Below are 330 nucleotides of genomic sequence, written 5' to 3'. Positions count from 1 at the left end.
CTATTCCGATGTCGATAGTTGCAGCTCGAAATGAAGGAAAATGGCAAGACCAATTGTGGTTGACCTATAATTCAATTACTTTTGGTATTCCACCTTACGTATTCTATCTCTTGATTATCTTTATCTTTGGTTATAGTCTTAATTGGTTTCCGACAGGTGGGACGGTAAGTCCAGATGCGATGGGAATAATTCCTGTTTTCTTTAGTAAGATTTATCACATGATTCTTCCGGCTTTTAGTTTGGCGGTCTTTGGAACAGTTGGAATCTTTACTTACTTCCGCTCAGGAATTTTAGATGAACAAACACAAGATTATGTACGAACGGCTCGAG

General features: G+C 38.5%; 1 pseudogene. It reads left to right on the top strand.

The features are described from left to right. A pseudogene (gene oppB, locus JKP73_RS22315) lies at window positions 1–330 on the top strand (murein tripeptide/oligopeptide ABC transporter permease OppB); the annotation flags it as partial.

The organism is Virgibacillus salexigens (genome assembly GCF_014905415.1).
Lineage (GTDB): Bacteria > Bacillota > Bacilli > Bacillales > Amphibacillaceae > Virgibacillus > Virgibacillus salexigens.
Note: the sequence above shows the minus strand (reverse complement) of the source record. Positions and strands in the feature narration are given on the sequence as shown.